The sequence below is a fragment of the Streptomyces marianii genome, from assembly GCF_005795905.1.
In the GTDB taxonomy this organism is placed as follows: domain Bacteria; phylum Actinomycetota; class Actinomycetes; order Streptomycetales; family Streptomycetaceae; genus Streptomyces; species Streptomyces marianii.
Map to the genome: position 1 here is coordinate 622,370 of NZ_VAWE01000001.1, position 23,227 is coordinate 645,596.

Genomic DNA, 23,227 nt, shown 5'->3' on the forward strand with positions numbered 1-23,227 from the left:
GCAGCGTCACGCGACGGCCCACCCTCGAACAGCAGAGGACACTACGGGCGAACCGCCGAGCTGACCAACGACCAACCCCAACTGAGGGATCGAGGTCAACGGCGACGGCACCGGAGAGTTCCGCGTGTCAGGGTCGCAGCTGACCGGCTTCAACCATGGAGCGGAGAGTCTCGGTGAGACCTGAGTCGAAGGAGCGGGGGCTCCAGCCGAGCTCACGCTGTGCCCGGCTCGAATCAGGTCGAACCTCATGGCTGACGAAGGACAGTTGCCCTCTGGCAAGGAGCGGCGGCTTGTGGGTTACCTTTGCGACGGCCTCTCCCATCTCGGCTAGGACGTAGGCGAACCATCGGGGCATCACGCGCGGTAGTTTGGCGCTCGGCCACGCATCGTGCACGGCACGGGCGAGCTCGGCGAGACTCAGGTACCGCTCGCTGGCGATGTAGCGGCTCCCGGCCTCGGCTTTTTCGGCCGCGAGATGCAAGCGCGCGCAGTCGGCGGCATGCACTACGGGGAGCCCGCCCGGGAGAAGCATCGGGATCTTGTTTGTCGCGAGATCCACAAGGAGCCTGTTGAGCCCAGGAGTGATCACCGGTGCCGGGCCGTAGACGCCAGCCGGGTGGATGAAACGAGCCGGGAGGCCGACATCGAGCGCTTCGACGACGAGACGGTCTGCAGCCTGCTTCGAGCGCTCGTAGTGCGTATTCTTCGGATGCGCATCGATGCGCATCTCGTCGAACGTGCCGTGCCTGGGCCACTCGAAGACGTCAATGGTGCTGGTGTAGACAAACGTGTCGACGCCGACATCGAGCGCTGCCCTCACGGCGTTCCGTGTACCGCCCACATTGACCTGCTCAAAGACCTCTGTGTCACGCTGCCACTGCTCCGGAAGGCCTGCGGCATGGAAAACCGCTGTCGCGCCGGCGGTGGCCCGTCGGACGGCAGTCGGGTCGGTAATGTCGCCCTCCACCAGTTCGACCTCTGGCGGCAGGACCGCCCTCGCCTGGAAAGCCGACCGCACCAAGGCACGGACTGGACGATGCCGGGCGAGGAGCTCGGTGACGATGGCACTGCCCACAGTGCCGGTCGCACCCGTGACGAGCGTAGTCATCAATTTCTCCATCAAAGATATTGTTTGGCCGGGTTCTAAATATGGGAGATACCCGAAGGTGGCGAACCGAACCCGAAGGGTCGGTTCGCACAGGCAGGAGATCCGGTCGTTCGCAACCACGACGAAGGCGCTGCTGGAGCTTCGAGACTGGCTGCTGGCAGAGAAAGTCATCCTCGTGGTCTCGGAGGCCACAGGCGAATACTGGCACATGGCATTATACTTGCTATAACCTCGATTCTTCGGTGGCGTGACGGCGTCGCCGTGTGCGGCTGGCTGCCCGGTATGTCCCGTGCCGTATCGGGACTGGCCGTCGCGTGACGCTGCGGGGCGTCGGGTTCCACGGGCCCCGGGGGTGCTGCGGTCCTCTCCTCTCCGGTGTCGTCGGGGTGGTGGCCGGTCGTCAGGTACGGGCCGGGAGTTCGGTGGCTCGCTTCCAGGCGGCGGTGAACGCTGCCGCCCAGGGCCAGGTGCGGTCAAGGTGGAGGGTGCGGCGGCGGGCGTGGGAGGTGAGGCGGGCGGGCAGGTGGTAGAGCTTCCTGCGGATCGTCTCCGGTTCGGCGGCGGCGAGTTCGGGCTCGTCGTGCAGGAGGAGGAGCCGGGTCCAGGCGTCGAGGTCGGCGGCGAGCGTGGCGGCCAGCACCCAGGCGGCGTTGAACTGCCAGGATTTCGAGGGCAGCAGCCCGAGGCCGACCCGCTTGATCGCTTTGACGCGGTCCTCGACCTCGGCGTGATCGCGGTACAGGGCGTCGACGAACCAGACCTGGCCGGAGCCGGGTACCCCGGAAAGTCCCTGGTGGGAGGGGATGTTCGTGGCGACGATCTGGTAGCGCCAGCCGGTGCGTTTCTCGAAGGCGGTCAGCTTCTTCGCATCCCGGCGCGAGGGCTTGACCCGGCGCACGATCAACCGCATCCCCTCGGGCCAGCCGGTCAGGTCACGGACCCCGGTCAGCTCAGCGACCTGGTAGGACAGCCATTCGCCGTCGGGGCCCTTGATCTCGTGCAGTTGGCCGTCTTGCCGCAGCGCCGCCGTCCACACCTTCTCCGGCAGCCGGGCGATGGCCTTCTCGTCGGCGTCGTTGATGGCCCAGCCGGTCACCCAGCGCACCCGGCGCCGGCTGGTGGTCAGGCTCTGGAGGTGGCCGAGGACGTCGTGGCTGAAGGCCGCGCCGTCGATCCGTATCAGCAGCTTCGACCACAGCGGCAGCGGGAGCTGCCGAAACGCCGAGGCCAGGACACTCTTGTGGTCGTCGACATCGTTCGGCGGCGCGTTGCCGGGTCGCAGCAGCATGGCGACACACTCGCGGGTGTTGGCCACCCACGCTCCCAGCGGCATGTGGCCGAAGCTGCCCTTGAAGGTGCCGGCCGCACCCTCCTTCTTGCTGCTACAGGTCACGATGGTGGCGTCGAGGTCGAGGACGTACCAGCCGGTGAGTTCTCTGCCGCACACCGCGATCCAAGGGAAGCCGCCGGGGCGCAGGGCGAGCAGGGTCCACACCATGCGCCGGACCACGGCGCGCACGCGCTCGATCCGCGCCGCCACCGGACCGTCGATCGCCTCCAGAGTGCGGCGCAGGGTGCTGTCCGAGACCGGCCGCGGGAACAGGCTCTTCCAGTGGTGCTGCAGTTGCTCGGCTTCCAGGATGTTCGTCGCGCCGAGCACGATCGCGCAGGCCAGCTGGACCAGCGCCATGCCCCGGTCACGCCAGCCAGGCCCAGTGCCCTTCGGCAGCGCCGCGCTGAGCACGGTGGCCAGGCCGACGCGGTCGGCGACCTTCCGCAGCAGCACCACGCCCGCGTGGCCGGTCAGGTTCTTGCCATCGGCCCGCACGGCAAGCCGGTGATCCCATTCGGTAGCCTGCACCTGTTGGGTGTCTCTTCTCTGCGACGGTTTTGATCTAGGAAATCCAGATCATCGCAGGTGGCAGGCACCCTTCTTCTGTCGGGGCATCAAGTCACGGCCGTAGCTGAATACATGAGGTCCATGCCGGCCTGGGCGTCGTCTGAGACCGGCACGCCGCCGCCGAACCCGATGGCTCCGACCCAGGTGGTCCCGGGTTCTCGGTGCCGTCGCTTCCAGTGACGGCACCAAGAACCCGTCGCACCGGCGGTACGCCGCCATGCCGCCATCGCCCGGCCCGCGCCCCGCGCCTCCGCGTTCAGAACCCGGTGGTGCCGGTCCGTCACCGGCACCACCGGGGCCCGGTGGCGCCGAGCCCCCGTCCGGGTGCCCCGGCCTCGCTCGTCACGACCGGCATCGAGGCTCCGCGTTCCGGTGCAGACATCCGCCAGGTCGCAGGCCGCCGCTTTTACCCGCCCCTTCGGATTGCGTCAAGTCCCGATTGTTCGGAACGAGACCGGGCCCCCTTAGCTCCGGCCTACTTGTGGTGCGGGCCTCGCCGGACGGAGAGGCGCAGCACACCGCAGCGGAAACGAAGCACGCCGGGAATTCCCGGCGATCGTCCGCTCCGGAATTCCTCCCGGACCGACCGGGGAGGCCACTCATTCTCGGCACGAAGAGGAGTAGTTCGATGACACGTATCGTTCACAACCACAACGAGGAGCGTCCCAGGCGCCGAGGTTTCCGCCTGGCGGTGATTTTCGCCTCGGCTGCCGCCATTTCCGGTGCCGTGGCCCTCCCCGCGGCCGCCGCGACCCCGGCGACGGCCCACCCCGTGGCGCCCGCGGCGCTGGTCACCGACGGTGGTGCGGGCGGCGCCGGTGGTGCCGGTGGCGACAGCGTCTTCGGCGGCGGAGGTTCCGGCGGCTCCGGTGGTGCCGGTGGGGGCAGCGTCTTCGGTGACGGCGGCGAAGGGGGCGGCGGTGGTGACGGCGGAGACAGCGTCTTCGGCGGCGGCGGAGGCGGGGGCGGAGGCGGGGGCGGCGGAGAGAGCGTCTTCGGCGAGGGCGGCGACGGCGGAGACGGCGGTGACGGCGGAGACAGCGTCTTCGGTGACGGCGGCGAAGGGGGCGGCGGCGGCGACGGCGGAGACAGCGTCTTCGGCCCGGCCGGCGACGGCGGTGCGGGCGGCGACGGCGGCATCAGCATCTTCTGATCGCCCCCGCCCATGGCGACCCGCGGCCGCCACCCGGGGTGGAGGCCGGCCCGGCCTCCACCCCGGGTGTGAGCCGGTGCACGGAACGGGGGCGGCACCGCTTCTCTCGTCCTGAACTCTCCCACCCTCCCTCGTCTTGATCTGTCTTGGAATGGAGCATCCCCCAATGTCCAGGAAAATCTGGAAACGTTCGATCGTTCTGGCGGTGGCCTCGGTGGCAGTCGCGACCGGGGCCGCGTGCGCCGCTCAGGCGCCGCAGAGTCCCGCGCGGGGCACCGGCCTCTCCGTCGATGCCGCGGTCCTCGGCAGCGGGCCCGCCGAGGACTGCGGCAAGGGCGGGGAGGGCGGCAAGGGGGGCGAGCCCGGCAAGCCTGGTGAGCCGGGCAAGCCCGGCCGGCCCGGCTGTGCGGATCCCGAGGACCTCAAGGACCTGGAGGAACTCGGTGATCTCAAGGACCTGGAAGGCCTCGAGGACCTGAAGGACCTCAAGGACCTCAAGGACCTCAAGGACTTCGAGGAGTTCGGCGAACTGCCCGACAAATCGAAGGACGAGCTTTCGGTGGTGGACAAGGTGCGGATCGTGGTTGCTCTGCTGGCCGACGAGGCGACGACCGCCGAAGTCGCCGAGAAGTACGACGTCTCGAAGAAGGAGGTCGAATCCTGGAAGGAACAGGTCCTCGACGGTGACTGGGCGGCCCTGATGAAGTAGGCGGCCGGCCTCTGCCCCCCTACCGCACGGCGAGCGGTACCCGGTTCGGCGACCGGAGAGAACGAGCGCGCAGGGAGGGACGGTTCGGCCCCGGCCGGCCCGCCCGGGTCAAGTGGCCCGGGCGGGCCGGCCGTTGGCGTGGGGCCGCCCGCACCCCCGGTCCTGTCGGAACCGGCGCATCCGCGCGCCCGCAAGGGCCGCACACTCCCGCGCACGCCGGCGATTCGCTTCGATGCCCTGGCACGGCCCCCATTACCGCGGGTCGGGAAAAGCGTCAAGCTCCGAATTCTCGCGGCGTGACGGCACCGGGCACGGCACGGCCTACTTGATGCACACAACACAGCCGGCCCTTCCGATTCCTTCCGTCTTTCGCTCGCATCACTCGACGGGGAAAGACAGCGGCACGGAACCGTATGCGGGATCGAGGGTCGGCGTTTCTCCGGAGAAAGGGGATGTTCATGCGATTCGGAAGTGTGGGTTCTTGGGCCGGTCGGCTCGGTCTGGTGGTGGCGGCCGGGCTGCTCGGTGCCGGTGTGATGGCCCCTGCCGCGATGGCTGCACCGGCTGCCCCGCAGTCGGCGGTGCCGACGGCACCACAGGCTGCCGCACGTCTTCCCGCGGGCGACGGTGGCGGTCCCTTCGACATCGAACTGGGCGACGACGGCAATGTCCAGGTCGGCGACCGGGCGTGCGTGGGCAACTGCGACGACCGCGCCAACGGCTCGGAAGGCGAGGACGGTGGGTTCTGCGCGGGTCTGTGCAACGGCAGCGCCAACGGCGGCAACGGCACCACCGGCGACTCCGGCCAGGACGGTGGGGACGGTGGCGACGGCGGAATCTGCGCGGGCATCTGCCACGGCAGCGTCACCGGTGGCGACGGCGGGGGCGGAGGCGACGCGGCCGGTGAGGGCGACGGCGGCTCCGGCGGGACGGGGGGCGACGGCGGACTCTGTATCGGCATCGGCTGCGAGACCAGCGGCGCGGGCGGCCGTGGCGGCGACGGCGGTGAGGGCTGACGTCGCGGGCGGGACGTCAGCCCGATGCCGCGTACGCCCCGCGGAATCGCGCGGCCTCTCCCGGAGGTCCGGCCCCGGCCGACGGGGTCTGCGGGACCCCGGAGCCGTCGACGGGGCGCGCGGACGGCCTCTGCCCCGGCGGTGTCCTTGGGCCTCCGACCCGTTGGAGGTGCAGGAGCGAGACACCGGTGCGCCGGTCTCCGCCGACCCCGGTGGACCGGCGCACCCCGACGGCCGGGACGCTACGGGCGGCGCCTGTGCAGGTAGTAGCCCCCGGCCGCGCCGGCGAGCGCCAGGGCTGCGACCGCTCCCACGACCGTGGCGGGGAGTCCGCCGGGGGCTTCGGTGACCGGGGCCGTCCCGGGCGCCGCCGCGCTCCCCGAGGACGATGAGGCGGCGACCGCCGGCGACTTCTCATCCGTCGTCCCGGTGCCGGCGCCCGGTGTCGCCCGCCGGTCCTGGGGGGCCGGGGCGCCCGAGGCGTCCGACGCCGTGTCGTCGTCCTCTGCGCCTCCGCCGCTGCTGCCGGAGTCGCCGCCGGAACGGGCGCCGGTACCGGTACCTGTCAGGAGCACATCGGAGCAGGAGTAGTACGTGTCGGGGGTGTCGGAGTTCCGCCAGATCGTATAGAGCACGTGCCTGCCGGTCCGGGCGGCGGGAAGCGAGCCCTCGATACGGTAGGCGCCGTCCCGGAGCACCGGGTCGGTGGCCTTGAGGAACGGTTCGCGTTCCAGGTCGTCCCAGGTCAGCGCCGTACTCGGGTCATAACCCTCCTTGGTGAGGTACACGCTGAAGGTGCCGCGGTGCGGGATCGTAGACGCGTAGGTGAGGGTGAACCGGTCCCCCGTTTCCACACGGGTGACGGGCCAGTCGGCGCGTGGGGCGTCGAGACCCCGGTAGGCCCCGATGCCCGCGCTGCACAGCTGCCCGTCGGGGATCACCCGGCGGTCGTCGCCCGCCACGTCGGCCACGCGGATGTTGTCCCATTCTTCGAGCACCGCTCGCCCGCCCGCGTCCACCGCGGCGGCGCAGGCGGCCGACTCCGTACGGCCGCCCTCAGGGCCACAGGCGACCGCCCGACTGACGGGATCCGTGGGAGCGCCGTGGGCGGCGGCGGGGGCGGCGCCGACCGCGACGAGGACGAGCGGCGCGCCGACGAGAAGCGCGACCGCGGCCGCGGCTGTGCGGTGGATGAACGGCATCGCTGGGCGGACCTCCCGGGGATCGTGCCCGGGAGTACGGTCCCGGCGGGCTCGGCGTTCATCTCGGTCCGCGGCGGCGCCCGGCACGCGGCGAACGGACGGCGCGACGTCGAGGCCGGCGGTCGAGCGGACGGCTATGCGTCGTCGTCGGCGACGGCCGCGTCCGCGGTGTAGCGCGTGCGGGCCCAGAACGGAAGGGCGAACCAGCACAGCAGGTACCAGGCGAGCACGCCGGCCACCAGGTAGGGCACGAAGCCGTCGTGCGTCGCCGTGCGCAGGACCAGGAACAGCGCGGCGATCAGGGTGGCGAGCAGCAGCACGATTCCGGTGAAGGTGAGGCGTGAGGCCCATGTGACGGTCTGCGGCTTGATCCGCCGCCCGGAGACGATGCGGTGGAAGGCGACGGGGGCGACGAGGGCTCCGGTGGCCAGGGATCCGAGGATGACCGTCACGATGTAGATGGTCTTGTCGGTCTGCTCCAGCCGCTGGAAGATCGGGGTGAACACCACGGTCAGCAGGAAGCCGAACAGGATCTGGACGCCCGTCTGCACGACGCGTATCTCCTGCATGAGGTCCTGCCACCGGCGGTCGGCCCGCTCGTCCTCCGTCTCCTTCCGGCCGTCCCGCCGCCTGCCCGCGTCCGGAACGCGTTCACCGCTCATGGGCTGTCCTCCTCGACGAGGGGTGTGACGGATATGTACCCCCGGACGGCGGATTCCGCTCGTCGGGGCCTCCACGCTCTCGTGGTGGTGCCTCGCGGTTCCCGGGTCGGCGCCTTGCGGATCACGGGCCCTCGGATACTCAGATCGGTTGACTCGTCAACCGATCTCCCCCACCGACCCTCCTCAGACGCTCGGCGAGCACGAACGTGACACTGATCAGCAGCGCCCAGGCGCCGAACTTGGTCAGCGCCACCGGCTCCCAGCCGCGGAGCTGGTGCGGGTAGCTCCAGGCGCCGAGGTAGGTCGCGGCGTTCTCGGCGACCCAGAGGAAGAAGCCGATCAGCACGAAAGCCACGGCGAGCGGCATGCGGTAGCGCCGGGGACCGACGGTGAAACCGACCCAGGTTCCGGCGGTGACGGCCACCATCGCCGCCGCGAGTGGCCAGCGGAGGTCGGGCAGCCAGTGGTGGGAGAAGAAGTTGACGTAGACGGCCGCCGCGACCAGTGCGGTCGCCGTGGCGCGGTAGCCGGTGAAGCGCAGATCGAACAGGCGCCAGGCACGGCAGACGTAACTCGCGACGGCCGCGTACATGAACCCGCCGTACAACGGCACGCCGGCGATCTTGGTCACCGCTGCCTCGGGGTAGCTCCACGAGCCCATGCGGACTTTGACCAGTTCGAAGACTCTGCTGCGCAATTCGCTGCGGGGGTGGGGCCGGGTCGGTGATGATCGTCTCTGGGTCGCTTTCGTGCCGTGCGGCCGTGGAGGTGGGGCGGGTGTCGATGCGGCCGGTGGGGCTGCCGGAGATCCCGGAGCAGACGGTGAGGGTGGCTCGGGCGGCGTTCCCGAAGGGGAGCCTGGCGATACGGGCCCGGGACCGTCTGGCGGGGATTTTCGCTGATGAGCCGTTCGCGGGGGCGTTCGGGGTGCGGGGTGCTCCGGGGCTGTCGCCGGGGGTGTTGTCGCTGGTCACGGTGCTGCAGTACTGCGAGGACCTCACCGACCGGCAGGCCGCGGCGATGATGGTGCGGGCGATCGACTGGAAGTACGCGCTCGGGATGGAGCTGACGGACACCGGTTTCGACGCGAGTGTGCTGTCCAGGTTCCGGGCCCGGCTCGCGGACAACGGCATGGAACGGGTGGTCTTCGACCGGCTCCTTGAGCACTGCAAGGACGCCGGCCTGGTGGGGGACGGAGGCAGGCAGCGTACTGATTCCACCCATGTGATCAGTGCGGTGCGGGACTTGAACCGTCTTGAGCTGGCAGGGGAGAGCGTGCGGGCGGCCCTGGAGGCCCTCGCGACTGCGGCGCCGTCGTGGCTGGCCGGCCGGATCGATGTGGCGGAGTTCGCCCAGCGGTACGGGCCCCGGGTGGATGGCTGGCGGATGCCGTCCTCGCAGACCAAGCGCAACCGCCTCGCCCAGGTCTTCGGTCAGGACGCCCTCGCTTTATGCCGGGCGGCCTGGGCCGCCGATACCCCGGTATGGATCCGTGAGATCGAGGCCGTGGGCCTGCTGCGGCAGGTCCTCGTGCAGACCTACACCATCCGCAGCGACACGCGGGGACGGCAGGTGATCAGGAAGCGGGACGCCGACGACGGCGTCCCGCCCGGCCAACTCCGCCTGGCCTCCCCCTACGACACCGACGCACGCTGGGCTGCCAAAGGCGAGGACCTGTTTTGGCTGGGCTACAAGGTCCACCTCACCGAAACATGCGGCACACTCCCCGAAGCCGAAGCCGAAGCCGAAGCGGTAGCAGGGGTGCAGCCGAATCTGATTACCGACGTGCACACGACCGACGCGACCGTGCCGGACGTGAAGGCGACCGCGCCGATCCAGCGCAAGCTCGCCGGGCACGGCGTGAAGCCGGCCGAGCACTACCTCGATTCCGGCTACCCGTCGGCCGACCTGATCACCAAGGCCATGAAGGACGGTATCCGCATGGTCACCCCGGTCCTTCTGGACCACTCCGCGCAGGCCAAGGCCGCGGAAGGCTTCGCCAAGAACGCCTTCACCATCGACTGGAAGACCCGCCAGGTCCGCTGCCCCGCCGGGAAGACCAGCTCCCACTGGAACCCCGTCAAACAGCACGGCAAGGACGCCATCGTCATCACCTTCAGCGTCCTGACCTGCCGCGACTGCCCCTTCCAACAGCAGTGCACCACCTCGAAACCCGGGCGCCGCATGCTCACCCTCAGACCCCAGGAACTTCACGAGAACCTCGCCCGGGCCCGCGCCGAGCAGCAGACCAACACCTGGAAGAACAAATACGCCCTGCGGGCAGGCGTCGAGGGCACCATCAACCAGGCCCTCGACATCACCGACATCCGCCAGGCCCGCTACCGCGGCCTGCCGAAAGTCCGCCTCCAGCACGCCTTCTCCGCCACCGCGATCAACGTGATCCGACTCGACGCGTACTGGACCGACAGCCCTCTCCGGCGCACCCGCTCCAGCCGACTCGAACGCCTCGCCTACCAGCTCACCGCATGACCCGCCACGAATTGCGCAACAGAGTCGGTCGGCGGATGCGCCGAGCACGACCGCCGGTGGTGTCAAGCCCCGAATTCCCGTCTCGGGACAGCAGCCGTCCGTTCGGTCTTACTGGAGTCAGAGGCGCTCGGCACCGGAAGACACGGCGGCCATCGCCTCTGCCTCCGACTCCCGGACCGCGATGACTGCAGGTGAATGGCTCATGTACACGTCGATGAACTTCCGCACAGAGGTTCGCGTCGGTGGCCCCGACGTCCCGCGACGGCCCGCCACGGCCACCGCGCTGTCGCCCGGAGAGCGCGCAGAGGGCGGACAGCCCGGAGAGCACGCAGAGGGCGGACAGCCCGGAGAGCACGCAAGGCCCGCAGCCACGATCGGTGCCCGTGGCCCCGCCCGGAACCGCAACTGGCCGTACGCGCTGGGCGGTGCTCTCCTGGTGCTGATGTTCTCCGGCATGTGTGTGCTCGGCGCCATGATGGCGACGAGCTGCTACGAGCTCATCCGCGAGGGCACGGGCATGTACGAGCTCTATCTGCGGTCGGCCCTGTTCGCGGGCACGGGCTTCATCGGTCTGTGCGTCCTGCCCGTCATCGCCGAACGGAACTGCGTCGGCCGCTTCATCGCCCGCCACATCCCGGTATGAAGGCGTCTGCCAGGATCACCATGTGTCGAAACCCCGACTGACGATCAAGGACCCCGTCATCGGCTGCGAGGACCCCGAACGGCCGGCGGTGTTCTGGGGCGAGCTCCTGGGGAGGCCTGTCGCGGCGAGGACGGGCCCTTATGTGTGGCTCGAGCGGGGCGCCGGCCGGGAGTGGGATTCCAGAGGGTCTCCGAGGGCGCCCGGCGCCGGCACGTCACCACGCGCAATGATCCACCTGCCGGTGCGCGGCGACCAGCCCCCTCGCACGAAATGCCGGCATGAGCCGTCTACCCGGCCGAGACCATCGAGGCCCATCGCGCCTTCATCGCCCGCCGCAGGACCACCGGCCCGGAGTTGAGCATCGAACCCCCGCTGAGGAGGAATGGGACGCATTCCTCGCGCGCTTCGAGAAGCGGAGGGCCTCCATCTGCACCTGCGCGAGCTGGTGGTGCTTCGTCCGCGGCAAGGCGATTGGGTCCCGGTCGGCCGCAGAGCACCGACACAGGGGGACGATCGGCCGACGGCTACGGCGAATACGCGACTCCTGAACATGCGGGCCTACCCGTCCCGGGACGAAACGCGGCGTCGGCCGTCGGAGTGATCGTGGGCGGACCGCGGCGCCGCAGCGGCCCGGCGATGGGCCCCGCGAGCACGATGGACGCTCCGCACCCCGGTCGACGCCACTGCGGAGTACCCACAGGAGGACCTCGTGACCACTCAGCCGTCCGGCTCCGAAGCGCCGTCCGCTCGCTACGACGACCTGCGCGCACTCTTCGTCAACTGCACCCTGAAACGCTCACCCGAGACCAGCAACACCCAAGGTCTGGTCGAGAGAAGCCGCACCCTGATGGAACGCCAGGGCGTCCGCGTCGACGTCGTACGCGCCGTCGACCACGACATCGCCACCGGGGTGTGGCCGGACATGACCGAACACGGCTGGGAGACCGACGCCTGGCCCGCGCTCTACGAGCAGGTGATGGCGTCCGACATCCTCGTCCTCGCCGGTCCCATCTGGCTCGGCGACAACAGCTCCGTCATGAAACAGGTGATCGAGCGGCTGTACGCCTGCTCCAGCCTGCTCAACGACAAGGGGCAGTACGCCTATTACGGACGGGTCGGCGGCTGTCTGATCACCGGCAACGAGGACGGGGTCAAGCACTGCGCCATGAACGTGCTCTACAGCCTCCAGCACCTCGGTTACACCATCCCGCCGCAGGCCGACGCGGGCTGGATCGGCGAGGCCGGGCCGGGGCCCTCCTATCTCGACCCCGGTTCGGGCGGACCCGAGAACGAGTTCACCCATCGCAACACCACGTTCATGACGTGGAATCTGCTGCACCTGGCCGCGCTGCTCAAACGGGCGGGCGGCATTCCCGCGCACGGCAATCAGCGCACGGAGTGGGACGCGGGGTGTCGCTTCGACTCCCCGAACCCCGAACACCGGTAGACCTGGCGAGGAGGGCTTCCGCCGACGCGCCGGATGCCGTGGTCAGCTGCGCACCGTGCCAGCACCCCAGCTCCCAGGCGTGGACCGGCCCGTCGCCGGGCCCTCCTCGCTTCGAATCATTGCATAGGACAAACCGCAACGCCAGAGCCGTGCGAACCGACTGGAGGGCACTGTTCCGCCCGGGTGCCGCCCTCACTGGCGCGGGGCGACGGACTTCTCGACCTCCGCGAGCGTGGCACCGTCCACCAGGCCGGTGTCCTCCAGGACCTCCATGTGGTCCAGGACCGTCTGGTTGGCCTGCCGTGCATGACGGCGGATCAGGTCGTTCTGCGTGGCCGCCCGCACCTCGGCGATGGTGGCGAAGATCTTTCCGTGCGAGGAGCGCAGGACGTTCGCGAAGAGCCGGTCGAACTCGGCTCCCCGGGCGTTCTCCAACTGCTTCACCCAGTCCTGCTGTTCGGCCGTCGCCTCCTCCGGCAGCGGCACACCCAGGATCCTCGCGTCCTCGCGGACGAGCTGGTCGAGCTTGCTGTGCCCGTCCAGTAGATGCAGACCGGCGCGCTTGACGGCTTCGCTCGCGGCGTTCGTCTGGGCCAGCCGGCCCGCCGGGATCTCCCACAGGCCCGCCTGACGCACCTTGACGAGGAACGTCTTGTCCACCTCGGTCACCGGCTGCGGCCCCGCCGGAGCGCCTCCCGCGCCGTCCGTCGAGCCGTCGTCCTCCGCGCCGGTCGCATGACCGACACCGGACGAATGCCCGTATCCCGCCCCCGCGTTCTGGCCGTATCCGCCCGGAGCTGCGACCCCGGCGGCGGACGGTGCGGCCGACGTGTCGCCCTCGCCTCCGCGAGTCACGATCAGGACGGTGGCGATGACGGCGCACACCGCGACGACGACACCGAGGGTCAGCAGGGGGATCCCGGATTCGGCTGCACGTCGGCTCGGACTCATGATGCCTCCCGGTTCGGCAGGGTGTTCGTTCTCGTTCACGTCGCCGGGAGCTCTTGTGGCGGCTGGCACGGCACGCAGCCGGCAGTACGGACACGGGCTCCGCTGTGCTCAGTCGTTCGCCGTGATTTCCGGCGGACGCGGGAGCGCAGGGGAATCCCCCGCGGCTCGACACACCGGACACGGCCCGACACACCGGACACAGCTCGGCGGCCCGGGCACATGACCGCGGTGGCCCGTCCCGCGCGCGGGCGGCGCTCGGTCACGGCCGGGGTGCGGTACGGCGGGCCGACGGGGCAGGGTAGAAAAGGGGTATGGCCGACACGGGGGAGTCCGCGGAGCGCTTCGACGACGTCGAGGCGGTGACACGCGCCGTACTGACCGCGTCCAGGCTGCTCGTCGCCGTCTCCGCCCAGTCCCTGGCGGCGGTCGAGGAGCGGGTGACGCTGCCCCAGCTCCGACTGCTGGTGATGCTCTCCATGCACGGGCCGGCCAAGCTCGTCGTGCTCGCCGAGCGACTCGGAGTCAATCCCTCGACGGCGATGCGCATGATCGACCGGCTCATCACGGCCGGCCTCGCGGACCGCCGCACGAACCCGGCCAACCGGCGCGAGACGGTGCTGCGGCTGACGGACGAGGGCCGCGTCCTCGTCGAGGACGTCACGAGCAGACGCCGTAGGGAGATCGAGACGATCGTGACGCGGATGGCCCCCGCCCGGCGCGCCGCCCTGATCGACGCGCTCACCTCCTTCAACGAGGCGGGACGCGAACCGTGCGCACCGGCCGCGGACAGCGCGATGTACCCGCTGGGCTGGACGGACGCGCCGCTACTGCGGGGAGACTGATACACCGGGTCCCGGAGGCGCCCGCCGTGCGGCCGGCAGGTCGGTCGCCTCGCCGTGGAAGCGGGCTCCGGCGCGGAGCACCCTTGCGGCGGTCGGGCCCCCGCGCCGAGTGGAAGGCGCTCGGCGCGGGGGCCCGCGGATGCGTGGCCGGGTAGACGGGCCGCGACGCCGGCCGCGTGGCGGCCGGTCCGCTCCTTCGGCGCCCGCCGAAGGCGGCGCCCCGGTCCGCGGCGAGACGGCCGAGCCCGGCCCGAACCACCTCGCCCCGCCCGCCGGGTCAGCCTCCCAGACCCTCCGCGGCCGTCTTGATGTCCGCAGCGAACGTGCTGACCTCGGTGTAGACCCCGGGCTTGCCCGGGCGGGCGCAGCCCTCTCCCCAGCTGACGATGCCGACCTGGGTCCAGGCTCCGGCCTCGTCCTTGCGGAACATGGGACCGCCCGAGTCGCCCTGGCAGGTGTCGACCCCGCCGGTGTCCAGCAGGCCGGCGCAGAGTTCCTCGCCCGGGGTCAGCTGGTCGCCGTAGGCGTTCTGGCAGGCGGTGTCGTCGATGAACGGCACCTTGGCCTTGAGCAGGTACCGCTGCTGGCTGCCGCCCTCCTTGTCGGCACCCCATCCGGCTATGTCGAACTCGCCGTTGTTGAGCTCGCCGTCCGCCGCGATCGGCAGGGTCGGCAGGTCGATCGGCTGCTCGAGCTTGATGAGCGCCCAGTCCTTGCCCTTGCCGTTGTAGCCGGGCGCCTGCAGCACCTCGGTCGACTTCACGCTGACCGCGTCGGGGTCCTCCAGGTCGACCACCCCGGCCGTCGCGGTGATGCCGGTGTTGGGGCCGCTTCCGTCGACACAGTGGGCGGCGGTCAGCACGATGTCCTGGGTGTACAGCGAGCCGCCGCAGCCCATGGACAGTCGCACCATGAAGGGGAATTCGCCCTGATCGGCCTTGGTGCCGCCGACGACGGTCGCGCCCAGGTCACCGGGTGGGGCCGGTTCGGAGGCGGCGAGGGCAGAGCCGGGCTGGAGGCTGACGGCGGCGAGGGCGACGGCGCCGGCAGCGGTGGCGCGCTTGAGGTGCTTGAGGTAGTTGGTCAACGTACTTCCTCTCGTGGGGGGATACGCGTCCCGAGCCCGGCCCACGAGAATCGGCGCACCACGCCGAGGAGGGCGTGGCGGTGCACCCGCGTACGGCCGTTGCGCGACGGCAGCAGGCGGTTGTGCGTCCGAACCCAGTGGGGGATGAGTTCGCAGAGCGCCTAGCGATTATGTGGAAGTGATACGCGGGCATCAAGAGCGTTGTCGGTCCAACACCCTTTCTGTCCGGTGCTGTTGCCCATCGGCACAACGCAGGATTCGCCCGCTGGGGGATGGGTAGCGGCCGCGTCCTCCGCGGTGTTCACGGTGTCGGCACACGATGAGCGCAGTCTGTCCACGCGGTGACGGCCATCCCGTGGAAAGCTCCGTGTTCGAACAACTGTTGCTTTGCGCCGGCGTGTACGAGAGTGATCCGCCGGTCGCCCGAACAGGGAGAGGACACCCCCCACATGTCCACCCACCGCCTCAAGCGCCGGAAACCGTGGCAGCTTGCCGTCGTCGCCGCGGCAGCCACCGCCATCGCCGCTCCCGCGGCCGCGATGGCCACCCAGGCGCCCCCCGCCTCCACTCCCGCCCGGACCGCCGGAGCGGTGGGCGCGTACGACGACACGTACTACAAGGACGCGTTGGGCAAGACCGGTCCGGAGCTGAAGGAGGCCCTCCACGCCATCGTCAGCGACCAGACCCGGCTCACCTACGACCAGGTCTGGGATGCGCTGAAGGCCACGGACGAGGATCCGGAGAACCCGTCGAACGTGATCCTGCTCTACAGCGGCCGGTCGCAGAGCAAGGACACCAACGGATCCGGAACCGACGACTGGAACCGGGAGCACGTATGGGCCAAGTCCCACGGCGACTTCGGCACGGATGTCGGTCCCGGCACCGACATCCACCATCTGCGCCCCACCGACGTCACCGTCAACAGCACGCGCGGCAACAAGGACTTCGACACCGGTGGTGAGGAGGTCGAGGAGGCCCCCGGCAACCGTGCCGACAGCGACTCGTTCGAGCCGCGCGACGAGGTCAAGGGCGATGTCGCCCGCATGATCCTCTACATGGCCGTCCGCTACGACGGGGACGACGGCGTCCCCGACCTCGAACCCAACGACAGTGTCGACAACGGGTCCGCGCCCCACATGGGCCGGCTGTCGGTGCTGAAGCAGTGGAACCAGCAGGACCCGCCGGACGACTTCGAGAAGAAGCGCAACCAGACCGTGTTCGACGAGTTCCAGCACAACCGGAACCCGTTCATAGACCACCCCGAGTGGGTGGACGAGATATGGGAGCAGTCATGAGCACTGGTCGCCGGTGATCGCCGATCGCCGGTGAGCGTCTTTCGCCGGCGAGTCGCCTCCGTCCGACAGGCCGTTCTCCCACCGGGCTGTCGCCGCCGCCCCCGTCCCGCCTGCACCGGGCCCTTCGACGCCCGGCCCGGCGGAGAGGGGGCAGCACACTCGTCTGGAGCGGACGGTGCCCGGCGCGCATGCGAGTCGGGCACCTGCGCCCTGAGCGCGGTCACGAAGAGCCCTGATTGACGAGGTAGTCCGTGCGCCCGTCGTCGTCGAGGTCGAACGGGCCGGGCGGAATGACGCAGAACTCGTTCCCCTCCGGATCGGCCATCACCAGGAAGCCGCCCGACGCGTACTGTTCGGCCACGCCACGGTGCCGGTCCGCGAGGTAGGCGCCCACCGCCCGGTCCAGGGCATCACCGTTCACCGCCCCCAGCACGCGCCCGATCGTGGCCGGCGAGGGAGCACGCCGCCATCTGAGCGGGTGACAACGGATGCCGATGGCCGTCAGGAGTCCGCTGGAGGCGTTCGCACCCCATTCGGCCAGTTCCTCGATGCTCCGCGCGCCCGACACGACCGCACAGGCGCAGACCAGCAGGATCGCCGTCAGCGAGTACCACCGGCCCCGCCGCGAGCGCGGATCGGGCACCGCATCGAAGTACGGGCGCAGGTCGGCGGTCTGCCCCGGGCCCAACGGACCCAGCTTCAGCAGGACAGCAGGGATGGGAGAAGATACAGCGGCAGGCACGGGCCACCTCGTGATCAACGGGCTTAAGACACCACGATGATCACGAAGCCCGTGCCTGCACCTCTATCCGCCCCAACCGGCGGCTACCCGAACTCACCACACGACCAGGGAACTTGCAGCTGCCCTGTACGGCGAGCACTCCGCGCAGCGCCTGTTGCCCCTTCGGCGTCAGCCCGCCTCCCTGCGCGTACCTCATGAACCCGGCATACCGCAGGGATCACGAACTGTCACGACCAGCCGTCATCGCGAGTTCAACCTCAGTACCGAGAAGCCAGAAGAATGATTCGATCGTCTTCCTGGAAAGCAATCCTGACATCCTTGTCCGGATTGAGGTGGACTCCAAAACTCGGGGGCCGCCCCATCTCATCCGATTTAAAGTATCCCATGGCGATCCATCCGCTCCCCTGGGCCTGCTCAATTATCGAGGAAAAGTATATTCCGCCCCGCGGAAAAGGTGTGTCGGTGAGGAGTGATGAAGGGGATGCGTACAAAATTTTCGCATCCATCAGCTTTCCGAGAACTCTATAAGAGTAGGCATGGCTGCCGATCTGCGATATGAGTCCGGCCGACAGGGAGTTGAGGTCCACGATGTCGACGGCGCCAAAAATGGCGGGGTAGTCGATCTGTGTCACTTCATACATCTCTGCGATCTTTGCCCCCCGAAATTCTTCTATATGGGAGAGCTTCATGAGCCTAGCAAGCGTGAGGCAGTCCGCTTCATTCGGTTCCAAACCCTCTTCGGCAAGCAGGATCACATGTGTATAGCCCTCCATGGGCAAAGCGTCGAGATCATCCAACTGTGAGATATCTACATCCAGACGGGAAACTTTTGCCCCATGTGATGACCGAGCCGGTCTTTCACTCTCTCCGGAGTCATTCCTCCAATCCCCATCCCCTTGAAAGGCGACATTGATCATCGAATCTCTGCTCGTCGACTTATCGAGACGATCGAGAAGGGGACCCGCACGCTGGTTCCATCCAATGACAAGTATTCTACTTGAGTGCGCGCCGGCGTCGATCAACCCCTCCGCAGAGGCATCTCGGTCGATTGGAATGTTACGAGTGCGCGGCAAATTTGAGGAGATGTCGATGTCTTCATATACGCGACTTCCTTCCCTGGATATGAAGATAATCTTGTCACCGTTGCGTATCTCGGTACCCATCGCAGGCGGGAGTTCAATGTGGCCTTCCGCACTCAGCAGTCCTATGGGTGTGGAATGTTTGTACCTGCGGGTTATGCTCCCAAACTGCAGTCCGTTCACGTTCGGGTCGCGTTTCGCGTATATTTCATTCTCTGCGAAATTTAGAACCTCTCGACAGAAGTCAGGGAAACCGGGAAGGTGGAGCGCACGCGCAGTGATCCGAGAGAGGCGATCATTGAGACGGATGATCTGCAGTTCGTCGCTCGCGAGTTGTAGCATCTCCGCGGTCTCCATATCCCACACTGCAACACGGGTGTGCACGACCACCCTTTTCTCGATCTCGATTTGTCTGAGGTGCAGAAGGGTCTTCAGCAGGCGGGGGCCTTCAAGCGGCATAAGAATGATCGATCGGGCCGTTGCAGGGCTGACCAGATCCAGGTCTGACCTGCGCGATGGGTCTCCAACGCGGCAAATCAGCTTCTTGGACGAAAACCCTGACGGGCGGCTGCGTATTCTATCTTCAACCTTCTCATTGATTTCCTTGTCGGCAAGGAGGACGATCGAATGCGGCTGCTTATCCGCAAGCAGCTCTGAAATGACTCTGAACCCGAACTCGGACCATCCCAGCAGGAGAACGTGACCGCCCTCCATTACTTGAGACCTCCCTTTTTGGTAATCCAGGATACGTGAACGAACCCTGTAGTTTATCACGCCTATCATGGAGCTCAGGAAAAGCAGTTGAATCATTCCGATGAATATCTCTATGATCCGCGTCTGCCATTTCTCGTCATACAATTTAGGGCGGCTCAATCGAAATAGTTCAGCAATGTGAACCAGTGACTGATTCGTCCAGTCGTAGAAGAATCCATCTCCGGTAGGAAATGTGATGGCCACGAGGGAGCTGAATATGATGGTAACGGTTATGCATATGACGACCAGGGCCAGAGAGAGCACAATAAAGCCATGACTGACAAAAAACGTCTCCACATGATAATGTAGTCGCCTCAGTGTGAGCTTCTTCGATGTGAAGATCCGCATCCCCTGCCCTCTCCAATCTGCTGGGCCGGAGCGAAGTTCGGTGCGCAACCCCTATTCGCCCTCTCTGTGCCTGGAAGGCAGAAGCGTTGCTTGGCCAGTATCGCGCCCTGATCACCGATCGGCACCCTCGGGACTACTGCCATGAGTCCGCCAGGGCCCCGGCGAGTGCCTGGATCGTCTGGTTTGATCATGTGATGCAGTAGAGGGCTAGCCTCGCTGTTTCACTTGGGTACGGCTGGCTTGGGGCGGAAACGCGAAAGTGCCTTCCTGACCTGGGACGATGAACCTTGTCGAGGGGTTCTGTCGGTCCAGGCGGCAGGGCTTAATCAAGTTCCCTGAGGGTCCGGGTTGTTGAAGATGCCCAGGATCGGGGGTGCTCGTTCGGCCACTCCCCGGTGCCCGCGGATCGCGGTGGCCAGGTCGGCCGGGGTGGCCTGGTGGGCGTCGAGGCTGGTGACGGCGTAGACGCTCTCGCGGCTTTCGCGCCGGCCGGTCTCCTTGCGGCGGCGGTGGACGCGGATGGCCAGCACTGCGTGGGGAAAGGCGATGCCGCCGAGCTCGTCGGGGATGGAGCAGGTCTTGATCGAACGGGACTCGCGGCGGCCGTGACCGGTCACGGAGGCGGTGTGCTGGACGCGGATGTCCCGCCAGGGCAGACCCGCGAGCTGATGGTACGCGGTCGGCTGGTTGGTCTTGATCACGGCGATGTAGTGCGCCTTCTTCGTCTCCACGAGCCAGGTGATGTTCGCCTTCACCGAGTGCAGGGCGTCGAAGGTCACCAGGTCGCCGGTCAGGTCCAGCGGCGCGAGCAGCGGCTTGAAGTGCGTGGTTTCGTTCGTCTTCGTACCGACCTCTGCCTGGGCCAGGGTCACGACCGGGCGGTGTGTGACCGCGGACAGCAGATGACGACGGGGCGCGTCGAGGCGGGCGGAGCCCTTGAGGGCCTTGCCGTCGACGGCGATGACGCGTCGCGGCCCCGAGGTGTTCGCCGGCTCGGCCACGCCACGGTGCCGGTCCGCGAGGTAGGCGCCCACCGCCCGGTCCAGGGCATCACCGTTCACCGCCCCCAGCACGCGCCCGATCGTGGCCGGCGAGGGAGCACGCCGCCATCTGAGCGGGTGACAACGGATGCCGATGGCCGTCAGGAGTCCGCTGGAGGCGTTCGCACCCCATTCGGCCAGTTCCTCGATGCTCCGCGCGCCCGACACGACCGCACAGGCGCAGACCAGCAGGATCGCCGTCAGCGAGTACCACCGGCCCCGCCGCGAGCGCGGATCGGGCACCGCATCGAAGTACGGGCGCAGGTCGGCGGTCTGCCCCGGGCCCAACGGACCCAGCTTCAGCAGGACAGCAGGGATGGGAGAAGATACAGCGGCAGGCACGGGCCACCTCGTGATCAACGGGCTTAAGACACCACGATGATCACGAAGCCCGTGCCTGCACCTCTATCCGCCCCAACCGGCGGCTACCCGAACTCACCACACGACCAGGGAACTTGCAGCTGCCCTGGTCCAGTGTCCCGCCGCCCTGCGACCGCATCTTCGACGGCGGGATCATCGGCTTCGCGATCTCCCAACAACCCGTCCGGAAACAATCCACGTACCTCGCCCCATGAACCGTTCAACGAGCAACAGCCGGACAGGACACTGTCTTAACTGCGCGGCATTGCTTCATCATGCCATCCCGCTGTCAGCTCGACCCTCGCATCCTGAATCACGCCCGGTCAACGACAGCGCAGGAAAACGTCAAAGATCCCCGGCAACAGCATCAGGATGCGGCATCGTTGAATGGATAGTAGACTTTTTTTTATGCCGGATTTGGAGGAATTGCTGGCAGCGCGGACCCGGGAACTTGCCGGCAGGCGCCTCGGAGAAGTAGATCTCCACAGGATCAAGCGAAGCGTCATCGACTCGTATGCGGGAATTTGCGCCTCAATGGCCGATCGAGAAATTCTTGGCGAGTTTCGGAGTCTGGCAACGGGCCCCGGAGCGGGATCGGGCTGCTCCGTCTGGGGTGTTGGGCGAGAATCAAATATCACGGACGCGGTCTTTCTGAACTCCATCCTGGCGCGCCGCAGCGATCTACTTAATACATATATATCACCCAATGGAATGGGTGTGGTTCACCCCTCGGACAATGTGGCACTGGCCTTGACCTTGGCCGACTGGCTGAACTGGAACGGAAGACAGTTCCTGGAATCTGTGAATATCTTCTTCCATCTGGCCGCGAAGTTCGCCGATTATTACGACCCTGAGGGGGATGGCTTTGATCACGACGCCGCCTCCATCTTTTGGACCGCGCTCTCCATCGGGCAGTCACTCGGCCTTTCCGAAACCCATCTGGTCGAAGCTCAGCGGATCGCCGGCGGCCTCGGGTTCAACAGCAATCAGGCCGCCGTCGGAAATGTGACCGACTGGAAACACTGTACTTACGCATCCGGCGCCATGCGGGGCCTGCAGGCCGCCAAGTTGGCGCGGGCCGGATTCACGGGACCGCGCCGCATCTACCAGGGGGAGTTCGGCGCCGACCGCTTCTTCAGGCACTGCGAGGCGTCGCTCGACATCGAGCCCGATCTCACGAGTATCATCTTCAAGAGATGGCCAGCGCTGTTCTTCTGCCAGACTCCGATCGACGTCGCGCAAGAATTGTCCTCAAGGATCGACCGGGTCGAGGATATTCTCACGGTGGTGGTCGAAAGCTACGGCCGTGCGATACGGAATGGCCTGACAGCTTCGGCCTTCAACCCGACCAGCCGGGCGGCTCGTACGCATTCGCTGCCCTATTCTGTGACTACGGCACTTCTCAAGCCTGTCGAGTACAGCGACTTTGATGCCAAGCGCGCGCGAGACCCGCAGATTCGATACCTGCTGGAGAAGATCGAGGTCACGGAAGATCCGGCCCTCACGCAGAAGTACCCTCCGGCGACGCCATGCCGAATCGTTGTGACACTCCGTTCCGGAGATACCCTGCGACACGAGCGTGACTTCTCGCGCGGAGACCCGCGTGACCCGCTGTCTGATGACGATATATCAGGGAAACTGATGCAGAACCTCGCACCACTCGCCGATTCAGCAGACCACAGTAGAATCCTCGCCAGCCTATGGAATCTGGAGAGGCTCGATGACCTTACAGAGCTGCTGAATCCACTGAAACGGGACCTGACGGCGACGGAGGCGGGAAATGGTTAGCGCCAGTCAATTTGAAGACTACGCCGAAGAATTCAGCGCGGCAACCGACAAGTCGGATCTCTTCGATCGCTATTATTCGCCCGACGCGATATTCGACCATCCCTACAAGGGGATTTTCCGTGGGAAGGCAGAGATAGTTGGTTTCTGGAATTCGGGGGAGGGGTCAGGGCATGCCGGCATCTTGGAAACCTTGCACCTGAAGAACTTCGTCGCATCTGGCAACAAAATAGCCGCAGAGTTCGAAATCGAGTGGCGCTGCATAGAAGATACGAACTACCTTGGCCCGCGGAAGAAGGGTGAGACCTTTCGAGGGAGGTGCGCGGCCTTCTATTGGTGTGTAGATGGCAAGTTCAATCACGTCACCCTCTATCTCAATCTCATTGAGGATGCATTGAACTCGTAAGGCTGTCCGTCCGGGCGCTCATTGAGCATCTTCAGCCGCGTCGCACGATGATGCGTCCCATGACGGCGATGAAGGGCCTGACTTGAGCAGGATCGAAGGGGCCGGTAAGACTGCCGCCCGCTGATCCCGGCATTCCGCTGTGGGCGATGGCAGACGGCGCAGCGCCCTTCGTCTGCGTGCCGCAGGGCCGCTCCGACGTCGACGTCGGC

The 23,227-nt window shown here is 67.4% G+C and carries 19 protein-coding genes and 2 pseudogenes; 10 read left to right on the forward strand and 11 right to left on the reverse strand.

The genetic code is table 11. The annotated features are described in order from the left end of the window. Positions 1 to 127 precede the first annotated feature (127 nt). Both FEF34_RS02840 and FEF34_RS02850 read right to left on the reverse strand, forming a co-directional pair. Positions 128 to 1,108 carry an NAD-dependent epimerase/dehydratase family protein gene (locus tag FEF34_RS02840; protein ID WP_171052793.1) on the reverse strand — a complete coding sequence of 327 codons (981 nt, stop codon included), beginning with the start codon at positions 1,106 to 1,108 and terminating at the stop codon, positions 128 to 130. Positions 1,109 to 1,508: 400 nt separating this feature from the next. Next, a complete protein-coding gene (locus FEF34_RS02850; RefSeq protein WP_234042239.1) occupies positions 1,509 to 2,969 on the reverse strand; it encodes an IS1380 family transposase in 1,461 nt (486 codons plus the stop codon). Positions 2,970 to 3,636: 667 nt separating this feature from the next. On the opposite strand from FEF34_RS02850, the gene FEF34_RS02855 reads away from it, so the two are divergent. From FEF34_RS02855 to FEF34_RS02865, 3 genes are all read left to right on the forward strand, one after another. After that, the gene (locus tag FEF34_RS02855) at positions 3,637 to 4,161 is read left to right on the forward strand and encodes a hypothetical protein (protein ID WP_234042240.1); all 525 of its coding nucleotides are present in this window, start codon (positions 3,637 to 3,639) and stop codon (positions 4,159 to 4,161) included. Between the two features lie 166 nt (positions 4,162 to 4,327). After that, complete coding sequence (locus FEF34_RS43595; protein ID WP_138051713.1) at positions 4,328 to 4,870, forward strand: hypothetical protein; 543 nt, start codon at positions 4,328 to 4,330, stop codon at positions 4,868 to 4,870. 458 nt (positions 4,871 to 5,328) lie between these two features. Then, positions 5,329 to 5,886 (forward strand): PE-PGRS family protein, encoded by a 558-nt coding sequence (locus tag FEF34_RS02865; RefSeq protein WP_138051714.1) that lies wholly within the window; start codon positions 5,329 to 5,331, stop codon positions 5,884 to 5,886. Between the two features lie 242 nt (positions 5,887 to 6,128). Here the strand turns inward: FEF34_RS02865 and FEF34_RS02870 are convergent, their stop codons facing one another. The 3 genes and pseudogenes from FEF34_RS02870 to FEF34_RS02880 form a co-directional block, all read right to left on the reverse strand. Beyond that, a complete protein-coding gene (locus FEF34_RS02870) occupies positions 6,129 to 7,088 on the reverse strand; it encodes a lytic polysaccharide monooxygenase (protein ID WP_138051715.1) in 960 nt (319 codons plus the stop codon). A 134-nt stretch (positions 7,089 to 7,222) separates the two neighbouring features. Then, positions 7,223 to 7,750: a DUF6328 family protein gene (locus FEF34_RS02875; RefSeq protein ID WP_138051716.1), complete on the reverse strand. Its 528-nt coding sequence runs from the start codon at positions 7,748 to 7,750 to the stop codon at positions 7,223 to 7,225. Between the two features lie 139 nt (positions 7,751 to 7,889). Further along, a pseudogene (locus tag FEF34_RS02880) lies at positions 7,890 to 8,432 on the reverse strand (DUF817 family protein); the annotation flags it as partial. A 101-nt stretch (positions 8,433 to 8,533) separates the two neighbouring features. Between FEF34_RS02880 and FEF34_RS02885 the strand changes: the two are divergent. From FEF34_RS02885 to FEF34_RS02900, 3 genes are all read left to right on the forward strand, one after another. After that, positions 8,534 to 10,240, forward strand: coding sequence for an IS1182 family transposase (locus FEF34_RS02885; protein ID WP_138057246.1), 1,707 nt, complete (start codon positions 8,534 to 8,536; stop codon positions 10,238 to 10,240). A gap of 202 nt (positions 10,241 to 10,442) precedes the next feature. Continuing rightward, complete coding sequence (locus FEF34_RS02890; RefSeq protein WP_138051717.1) at positions 10,443 to 10,883, forward strand: hypothetical protein; 441 nt, start codon at positions 10,443 to 10,445, stop codon at positions 10,881 to 10,883. Between the two features lie 709 nt (positions 10,884 to 11,592). Beyond that, positions 11,593 to 12,330, forward strand: coding sequence for a flavodoxin family protein (locus tag FEF34_RS02900; RefSeq protein ID WP_138051718.1), 738 nt, complete (start codon positions 11,593 to 11,595; stop codon positions 12,328 to 12,330). A gap of 192 nt (positions 12,331 to 12,522) precedes the next feature. On the opposite strand, the gene FEF34_RS02905 is transcribed toward FEF34_RS02900, so the two are convergent. Beyond that, positions 12,523 to 13,281 carry a DUF4142 domain-containing protein gene (locus FEF34_RS02905; RefSeq protein WP_171052795.1) on the reverse strand — a complete coding sequence of 253 codons (759 nt, stop codon included), beginning with the start codon at positions 13,279 to 13,281 and terminating at the stop codon, positions 12,523 to 12,525. 311 nt (positions 13,282 to 13,592) lie between these two features. Between FEF34_RS02905 and FEF34_RS02910 the strand changes: the two genes are divergently transcribed. After that, positions 13,593 to 14,123: a MarR family winged helix-turn-helix transcriptional regulator gene (locus FEF34_RS02910; RefSeq protein WP_138051719.1), complete on the forward strand. Its 531-nt coding sequence runs from the start codon at positions 13,593 to 13,595 to the stop codon at positions 14,121 to 14,123. Between the two features lie 277 nt (positions 14,124 to 14,400). Here the strand turns inward: FEF34_RS02910 and FEF34_RS02915 are convergent, their stop codons facing one another. Then, on the reverse strand, positions 14,401 to 15,210 hold the full coding sequence (locus FEF34_RS02915; RefSeq protein ID WP_138051720.1) for a S1 family peptidase: 810 nt from the start codon (positions 15,208 to 15,210) through the stop codon (positions 14,401 to 14,403). Between the two features lie 449 nt (positions 15,211 to 15,659). On the opposite strand from FEF34_RS02915, the gene FEF34_RS02920 reads away from it, so the two are divergent. Beyond that, a complete protein-coding gene (locus tag FEF34_RS02920; protein WP_138051721.1) occupies positions 15,660 to 16,505 on the forward strand; it encodes an endonuclease I family protein in 846 nt (281 codons plus the stop codon). Between the two features lie 220 nt (positions 16,506 to 16,725). Here the strand turns inward: FEF34_RS02920 and FEF34_RS42490 are convergent, their stop codons facing one another. From FEF34_RS42490 to FEF34_RS44115, 4 genes and pseudogenes are all read right to left on the reverse strand, one after another. Further along, a complete protein-coding gene (locus tag FEF34_RS42490) occupies positions 16,726 to 17,247 on the reverse strand; it encodes a transposase family protein (RefSeq protein ID WP_234042241.1) in 522 nt (173 codons plus the stop codon). A gap of 257 nt (positions 17,248 to 17,504) precedes the next feature. Then, positions 17,505 to 19,427 (reverse strand): CASTOR/POLLUX-related putative ion channel, encoded by a 1,923-nt coding sequence (locus FEF34_RS02930; protein ID WP_138051722.1) that lies wholly within the window; start codon positions 19,425 to 19,427, stop codon positions 17,505 to 17,507. Between the two features lie 326 nt (positions 19,428 to 19,753). Further along, complete coding sequence (locus FEF34_RS02935; RefSeq protein ID WP_234042242.1) at positions 19,754 to 20,809, reverse strand: ISAs1 family transposase; 1,056 nt, start codon at positions 20,807 to 20,809, stop codon at positions 19,754 to 19,756. Positions 20,810 to 20,936: 127 nt separating this feature from the next. Further along, positions 20,937 to 21,040: pseudogene (locus FEF34_RS44115) on the reverse strand (IS5/IS1182 family transposase); the annotation flags it as partial. A 195-nt stretch (positions 21,041 to 21,235) separates the two neighbouring features. On the opposite strand from FEF34_RS44115, the gene FEF34_RS02940 reads away from it, so the two are divergent. Then, entirely contained in the window at positions 21,236 to 22,615 is a 1,380-nt protein-coding gene (locus FEF34_RS02940) for an MmgE/PrpD family protein (RefSeq protein ID WP_138051723.1), read from the forward strand. Further along, a complete protein-coding gene (locus FEF34_RS02945) occupies positions 22,608 to 23,018 on the forward strand; it encodes a nuclear transport factor 2 family protein (RefSeq protein ID WP_138051724.1) in 411 nt (136 codons plus the stop codon). Before FEF34_RS02940 ends, FEF34_RS02945 begins: the two co-directional genes overlap by 8 nt. Positions 23,019 to 23,227 lie beyond the last annotated feature (209 nt).